10 protein-coding genes are annotated in these 6,429 nt (G+C 66.3%); 4 read left to right on the top strand and 6 right to left on the bottom strand.

Translation table 11 applies throughout. The annotated features are described in order from the left end of the window. Both RT567_RS12320 and RT567_RS12325 read left to right on the top strand, forming a co-directional pair. On the top strand, window positions 1–955 hold a 955-nt coding region (locus tag RT567_RS12320), incomplete at its 5' end, for a serine hydrolase domain-containing protein (protein ID WP_313576621.1). A gap of 369 nt (window positions 956–1,324) precedes the next feature. Further along, the gene (locus tag RT567_RS12325) at window positions 1,325–1,528 is read left to right on the top strand and encodes a cold-shock protein (RefSeq protein WP_087140970.1); all 204 of its coding nucleotides are present in this window, start codon (window positions 1,325–1,327) and stop codon (window positions 1,526–1,528) included. 93 nt (window positions 1,529–1,621) lie between these two features. Here the strand turns inward: RT567_RS12325 and RT567_RS12330 are convergent, their stop codons facing one another. Further along, window positions 1,622–2,593, bottom strand: coding sequence for a hypothetical protein (locus tag RT567_RS12330; RefSeq protein ID WP_313576622.1), 972 nt, complete (start codon window positions 2,591–2,593; stop codon window positions 1,622–1,624). Between the two features lie 144 nt (window positions 2,594–2,737). Here RT567_RS12330 and RT567_RS12335 point away from each other — a divergent pair, with 144 nt between their 5' ends. Beyond that, on the top strand, window positions 2,738–3,121 hold the full coding sequence (locus RT567_RS12335; protein WP_313576623.1) for a VOC family protein: 384 nt from the start codon (window positions 2,738–2,740) through the stop codon (window positions 3,119–3,121). On the opposite strand, the gene RT567_RS12340 is transcribed toward RT567_RS12335, so the two are convergent. The 3 genes from RT567_RS12340 to RT567_RS12350 form a co-directional block, all read right to left on the bottom strand. Beyond that, window positions 3,118–4,263: an acyltransferase gene (locus RT567_RS12340; protein ID WP_313576628.1), complete on the bottom strand. Its 1,146-nt coding sequence runs from the start codon at window positions 4,261–4,263 to the stop codon at window positions 3,118–3,120. The two genes, RT567_RS12335 and RT567_RS12340, sit on opposite strands and share 4 nt — an antisense overlap. Before the next feature lie 77 nt (window positions 4,264–4,340). Then, window positions 4,341–4,559: a GDCCVxC domain-containing (seleno)protein gene (locus tag RT567_RS12345; protein ID WP_313576624.1), complete on the bottom strand. Its 219-nt coding sequence runs from the start codon at window positions 4,557–4,559 to the stop codon at window positions 4,341–4,343. Then, window positions 4,556–4,957 carry an MFS transporter permease gene (locus tag RT567_RS12350; RefSeq protein WP_313576625.1) on the bottom strand — a complete coding sequence of 134 codons (402 nt, stop codon included), beginning with the start codon at window positions 4,955–4,957 and terminating at the stop codon, window positions 4,556–4,558. Before RT567_RS12350 ends, RT567_RS12345 begins: the two co-directional genes overlap by 4 nt. Before the next feature lie 61 nt (window positions 4,958–5,018). Between RT567_RS12350 and RT567_RS12355 the strand changes: the two genes are divergently transcribed. Beyond that, window positions 5,019–5,420, top strand: coding sequence for a helix-turn-helix domain-containing protein (locus RT567_RS12355; RefSeq protein WP_313576626.1), 402 nt, complete (start codon window positions 5,019–5,021; stop codon window positions 5,418–5,420). Here RT567_RS12355 and folE read toward each other — a convergent pair. Together folE and RT567_RS12365 are read right to left on the bottom strand one after the other, a co-directional pair. Further along, a complete protein-coding gene (gene folE / locus RT567_RS12360; protein ID WP_312294566.1) occupies window positions 5,417–6,007 on the bottom strand; it encodes a GTP cyclohydrolase I FolE in 591 nt (196 codons plus the stop codon). The genes RT567_RS12355 and folE overlap by 4 nt on opposite strands. A gap of 70 nt (window positions 6,008–6,077) precedes the next feature. After that, window positions 6,078–6,429, bottom strand: a 352-nt coding sequence (locus RT567_RS12365; RefSeq protein ID WP_313576627.1) for an OmpA family protein, incomplete at its 5' end; no start/stop codon positions are given.

Here is a 6,429-nt window from a genome sequence, read left to right on the forward strand (position 1 = left end):
GGCCGTGACGGCTCAGGGGCTGACCTGGTCCGGCGTGCGCGGCGCACGGCGCGCGGGGCGGGACGATCCGGCGACGACGGACGACCGCTGGCATCTGGGCTCCAACACCAAGGCGATGACGGCGGCCCTGTTCGCCCGTTTGGTCGAGCAGGGACGGGCGCGTTGGGCCATGCCCCTGGCCGAGGCCTTTCCCGGCCTGACGATCAACGCGGGCTGGGACGGCGCAACGCTGGACGACTTCATGACCCACACGGCGGGGCTGAAGGACGAGGCGGTTATCGGCATGGCCTGGCTGATGACCGCCCGCATGAATCCTCAATCCCTGGCGGAGCAGCGCCGCGCCATCGTCGAGAAGGCGCTGGCCGTGCCGCCGCAGGGCGCGCGCGGGACGTATGTCTACGGCAACGCCAACTATGTGCTGGTCGGGGCGGCGATCGAGGCGATCACCGGCGGCTCTTGGGAAGAGGCCATGCAGGCCGAGGTGTTCGGGCCGCTGGGTCTGACCTCGGCGGGTTTCGGCGCTCCGGCCGGAAGCGATAACGCCTGGGGCCACCGCCGCATGGGCGAGACGGCGTTGCCGATCGACCCGGCTGATCCGGGGGCGGACAATCCTCTGGCGCTCGGCCCGGCGAGCACGGTCCATATGACGGCGGCCGACTACGCCCGCTTCCTTCAGGTCTTCCTGACCGAGGGCGGCGGCTGGCTGAAGCCTGAGACGGTGCGACGTCTGGTCACGCCGGGCGAGGGTCGGACCTACGCCCACGGCTGGATCGTCCTGCCGTCTCAGCCCTGGGCCAAGGGGCCGGTGATCGCGCATGAAGGCACGAACACCCTGTGGCATGCCGTCGCCCTGGTTGATCCGGCGGGCGGGAGGGCCGTCTTCGGTCTGTCGAACGATGGCGGACGCGGCGGTCCGGCCTGTCAGGCCATGGCTATGGAAATGCTGCGTATCTGAAAGCCGCCCTGGCGCCCTCTGCGCACTTGGAGCGGCGTTTCTTCGGCGTTTTCATGAGGTCGGGCGTGGTCTGTCCGGTCATGGGCAGTCATCAGCCCCCAACACTGCGCGCCAGCGCGCAGTCGGCCGGGCGCTGTGGGACGCAAGCTGCGCGTGCTGCGTCGAAATTAACTGTAAAGCTTGTAAGCTCGATTTCGCTTTACAGTTGACCGCTGTGGATAGTCGGGTGACAACATCGCCGCAGCCCGGATTTCACGTGGGGTCCAAACCCGCGTCTTGCTCCTTCGCCTGAACGAGCTTGTCCAGATGGGCTGACGGGCGCTCCTGCTAGGACGTCCGCCTGGAAAAGCGCGTTTACGGAGACGCAATATGGCGACCGGCACGGTCAAGTGGTTCAACCCCACGAAGGGCTTCGGCTTCATTCAACCCGACACGGGCGGCGCGGACGTTTTCGTCCACATCACCGCAGTGCAAAAGGCGGGTCTGGTGGGTCTCGATGACAACGCCAAGGTCGAGTACGAGCTGGAATCCCAGCGCGGCAAGACCTCGGCCGTGGATCTCAAGCTCCTCTAAGGCCTTACGAACCTTCTGGTTCGTGAAAAAGAAGAAGACGCGGAGGGCGACCTCCGCGTCTTTTTTATTGGGCGTCGTCGGTCTAATCAGCGGCTAGTCGGCGAAATAGCCCGAGGCGTCGACGAAGGCCTGGACGGCCGCCGGGTCCGAGTAGTCCAGTTCGAGCATGGTCTTCAGCGCCGCCGCCTTGTCCGGCGCGCGATCATAATAGCCGCGCGTGATCGCATAGCCGACGTAGTAGCCGAGATCGCGTACGCCGAAGGCGTTGTCGGCGCTGTTGTAGAGCCAGCCGCTGAAGTCTTCGCCCGCCATGTCCCGTCGGAAGGCGACCTTGATGGCCTCGTCATGCGCCGGGCCATAGGTCACATAGGCCAGGTCGGGCATTCGGCCGGTCACCTGTTCGGCGACGAAGTCGGCGACGCCCTCATAGACGGCCTGAGCCAGCAAGTTGGGACGTTCGCCTCCTTGCTGGGTGTGGACGACCTCATGCACCGCCAGCAGGTCCAGGTTCTCCAACGGCTTGCTGGCGAAGTAGGAGGCGAAGAAGCGCTGAAGCCCGGCCGGCATTTCAGAGGTGTCGACGCTTTCGTCGCCGGTGGCCATTTCCACGCCCAGCAGAACCTTGTCGCCCTGCGTCGTCCCGGCGGAACGCAAGGCGCCGACCTCGAAATAGATCCCGGCCGGGCGCAACTCGGGATAGAGGGCGCGGAAGCGTTCCAGATGCCCTTCGAGCCGCGTCAGGGCGCCGGCGGCCAGCGCCGTGCGGGGCCGCACCGAGTCCCAATAGGCCGGATAGGCGCGGATCGCCTGAAGATAGGTGTCCGCCGTATAGCCCTTGGCCTCCATGAAGGCGGCCAGGCCCGGCGTTCCGGCGTCGATATAGAGCCTTTGGAACACGGCCTTTTGGGCCTCCGGCGACGTCTCCGCGCGAACGGCGTCATAGGCTGTCCAGAAGCGGGCGACGTCGCCGTCCTCCAACCGGATCGGGGAGGGGCCCGATTGAGCGGCTGCGCCCGTCGCCAACAGGCTGAAGCCCAGGGTGATCGTCAAAGCCAGTCGGCGCATGGATGCTCCTTCTCTTAAGGTCCGGAAAAGGACAACCGCCACGCCAGCTGTGTCAAATGAAACGCCGGTAATGTTGGGTCGTAGTCAAGCGACAGGGATCGTCCTCGCCTGCGGTTGGTTGTCTCCTGACAAGGGAGAACCATCATGCTCAAGGACAAGAACTCCTCGGCCATCGTGGCGGTGAAGGATCTGGAGCGCGCCAGGGCCTTCTATTCCGACGTGCTGGGTCTGAACCTGGCGGACACCGGCATGGACGGGGTGCTGGGCTATCGCACCGGCGGCACCTGGCTGACGGTCTATCGCTCGGACTTCGCCGGGACGAACCAGGCCAACGCCGTGACGTGGGACGTGGGCGTCGAGGTGGACGACATCGTCGCCGACCTGAAAGCCAAGGGCGTCGTCTTTGAACGCTATGACGGCATGGCGCATGACGGCGACGTCCATGTCGCCGGGCCGCTGCGTCTGGCCTGGTTCAAGGATCCGGACGGCAACATCCTGCACCTGGTTGGCGGTGCGGGCGGGGCCTAGCCCTCCAGCGAGACGACCGGCTGGCTGACGGCGGCGCCCTTGCCGCGCGCCTTCAGCCAGGCGCGGATGCGGTTCTGGATCGGCTGGTCGATTAGATAGTGCAGGCCGAAGGCGAAGACGAAGGCCGCCAGAACGCCCAGAACCCACAGGCCCCAACGCCAGGTCTCGCCCAGGGCCAGCTTGTTGGCGAAGGCCTCGGCCAGGCCGAACCAGGCGATGCGCACCACCTCGTTCGAGATGAACATGGAGAAGGAGACCATGGCCGCCGCCTCGACCAGCTTCGACGGTCGTTTGGTCGGCACGGCGCCCGCCGCCAGGATGATGATGGAGATGAAGAACAGCGACAGCAGGGCGTTCTTGTCGAAATACTGGGCCACGGCCAGGCCGACGGCGGCCAGCACCCCGGCCCAACCGGCGACGCGGGCGTTGATCCATACGCCTTGCGCGAACCAGGCCAGCCCCATGCCCAGGATGAACAGGGGCAGGGCGCGCCAGATGCCCAGGTTCAGCGGCATCTGATAGACGGGATACTTCAGGATCGCCCAGCTCAGCTCATTGGCGGCCAGATAGCCGACGACCACCAGGATCAGCGCCGTCCACGGCCCGACCCGGCTGAGGCCCCGCAGCACGAAGGGGAAGGCGACGTAGCAGCCCAGCAGGGCCGAGATCGACCAGGTCGGGGCGTTCCAGCCGATGCCGCCGTGCACGCCGAACGACTGTACCAGGGCGGCCTGGGCGGGCAGTTGATCCCAGGCGAACCATTCGGGATGGCTGGGCGGGATGCCTGCGGCGGTCGCCGCCAGCACCAGCGCCACCAGCAGGCCCAGCACGATCAGATGCGCCGGATAGACCCTCAAGGCCCGCTTCAGGAAGAAGTCGCTCTTCGACATCCGGCCTGAGCCGACCGCGCGGCCATAGACCCGCATCAGCACGTATCCGCTGTCGATCAGGAAGAAGTTGGTCAGCAGGAAACCGCCCCGCTCGAACACGGGATGCAGCCCCTCGGCCAGGGGGATGGGCGCCGACATCTGGAAGTGATGCAGGATGATCAGGGCGGCCACGATGAAGCGCAGCGCGTCCAGCCAACCGCCGCGCATGATCGGCGGCGGTTCATTCCGGGACGAAAACACAGCTTGCAGCATCACGACCCCTCCGTTCAGAAACGCCCATGCAGGATTGGGGCCGAACACTGATTTTTTATCCGCTTGGCGAAAGGGCGTCAGCCGCAGCAGCCCGCGCCGTCTTCCTGGATCGGCGGACACGGAACATCGGCGTAGGAACAGAAGACGCAGCAGTCGCCGGGCTTCGGTTTCAGTAGCGCGCCGCAGCCCAGGCAGTCGTAGAACCAGATGCAGGCGTTGGTGGGCATGGTTTCCGTCGCCGCATGGCCGCAATGCGGACAGGTCAGCGTCGATTTCAGCAGGACGTTCGGGCTCATCTCAAGCTCGCCAGCCAAGGCAGGAGCCAGGGGTCGATATAGGGCTGCCAGATCAGCGACAGCCCAACCATGACCGTGGCGGCGAACAGCAGCCAGAAGGCCAGCGGCGCGGGGCGGCGGCACGCTGCGCCGCGACGACACATCAGCTGGCGACGCCAGTGCATGAACCAGCCCGCAATGACGATGAGGGCGGCGGCGAGCGTCAGCCATTGGCGCGCCTCGGCGAAGGCGGCGGTGTTGGCGAAGGCCAGCCCGGCGGCCGACACGCCTGCGACCGACAGCGCCAGCGGCAGGACGCAACAGGCCGCCCAGGCGAACATGGACGCTAGGCCGCCCGCCGCCGCTGTGGCGCCGACCGCGACATCGAGGCGAGATGAGGGATTCTGGTTGTCGGCCATGGCGTATCCAGTTTGAGTTCTGATACGCCTACAACCCGTAGTGGCTACGGGATCAAGGGTCGTGACTGGACAAAGATTGACGATCGGACGCCTGGCGCTGAGCGCCGGCGTGAACCTGGAAACCGTGCGGTATTATGAGCGTATCGAATTGATGCCGGCGCCCGCTCGAACCCAGGGCGGCCATCGCTGCTATTCGCCTGAGCACGCGCAGCGGTTGCGGTTCATACGCCGCGCTCGCGAACTGGGATTCAGCATTGAGGCCATCCACCGGCTGATCGCGCTCAGCGAGCCGACGGCGCAGTCATGCAACCAGGTGCGAGACATGGCGCAGGAGCATCTGGACAGCATCGAGGCGAAGATCGCCGATCTGCAGCGTCTTCGGGGCGTGTTGCGACAGACGGTTGCAGATTGCGGCGACGGCAAACAGGCCCGCTGTCCAGTGATCGAGGAACTGGGCGCCTAGCCTCGCACCAGCCGCAGGAATTCCTCGCGCGTGCGCGGGTCTTCGCGGACGGCGCCCAGAAGGCAGCTGGTCGACAGGCTGGCGCCGGGGACGTCCACGCCGCGCATGGTCATGCAGCTGTGTTCGGCCTCGATGACCACGCCGACGCCGTGGGGGCGCAGCACGTCCTGGATGGCGTTGGCGATCTCGGACGTCATCTTCTCCTGGATCTGCAGGCGGCGGGCGTAGCCGCGCACCACGCGGGCCAGCTTGGAAATGCCGACGACCCGGTCGGTCGGCAGATAGGCGACGTGCGCCTTGCCCACCACCGGCAGCATGTGATGCTCGCAGAAGCTGACGAAGCGGATGTCCTTCAGGACGACCAGCTCATCGTAGCCGCCGACCTCCTCGAAGGTCTTTTCCAGATAGTCGCGCGGTTCGACCTCATAGCCCTGGAACAGCTCGCGATAGGACTTGGCCACGCGCTTGGGCGTTTCGATCAGGCCTTCGCGCTCAGGATTGTCGCCGGCCCAGCGGATCAGGGTGCGGACGGCGGCTTCGGCTTCTTCCTGGGAAACGGCGGGGGAGGAGGGGGTCTGGTCGCTCATGAAAGGCTGCATACCCCCCCTGCACAGGTTTTGGAAACGGCGCCGCTGTTTAAAACCGCTTCTGCTCCGATCAGGGCAGGCGGACCAGTTCGACGCGGCGATTGCGGGCACGGCCCTCGTCGCTGGCGTTATCGGCCACAGGCTTGTCGGCGCCGAAGCCCTTGGCCTCCAGCCGCTTGGCGTCGATCCCCTGCTGCGTCAGGGCGGCGACCACGGCGCGGGCGCGTTCTTCGGACAGCGGACGGTTGCGAGCGGGCGCGCCGGTGTTGTCGGTGTGGCCCTCGACGGAAAGGCGCAGGCCGGTTTCGTCCTTCAGCATCTGGGCCATGGCGTCGATCTGAGGACGCGAGGCGTCCAGGATGTCGGCCTTGTCCAGCGCGAACTCGACCGGCACGGCGACGCGGCCGTCGGCGGCGATCTTG

It is taken from the genome of Brevundimonas sp., assembly GCF_032107865.1.
Classification (GTDB): Bacteria; Pseudomonadota; Alphaproteobacteria; order Caulobacterales; family Caulobacteraceae; genus Brevundimonas.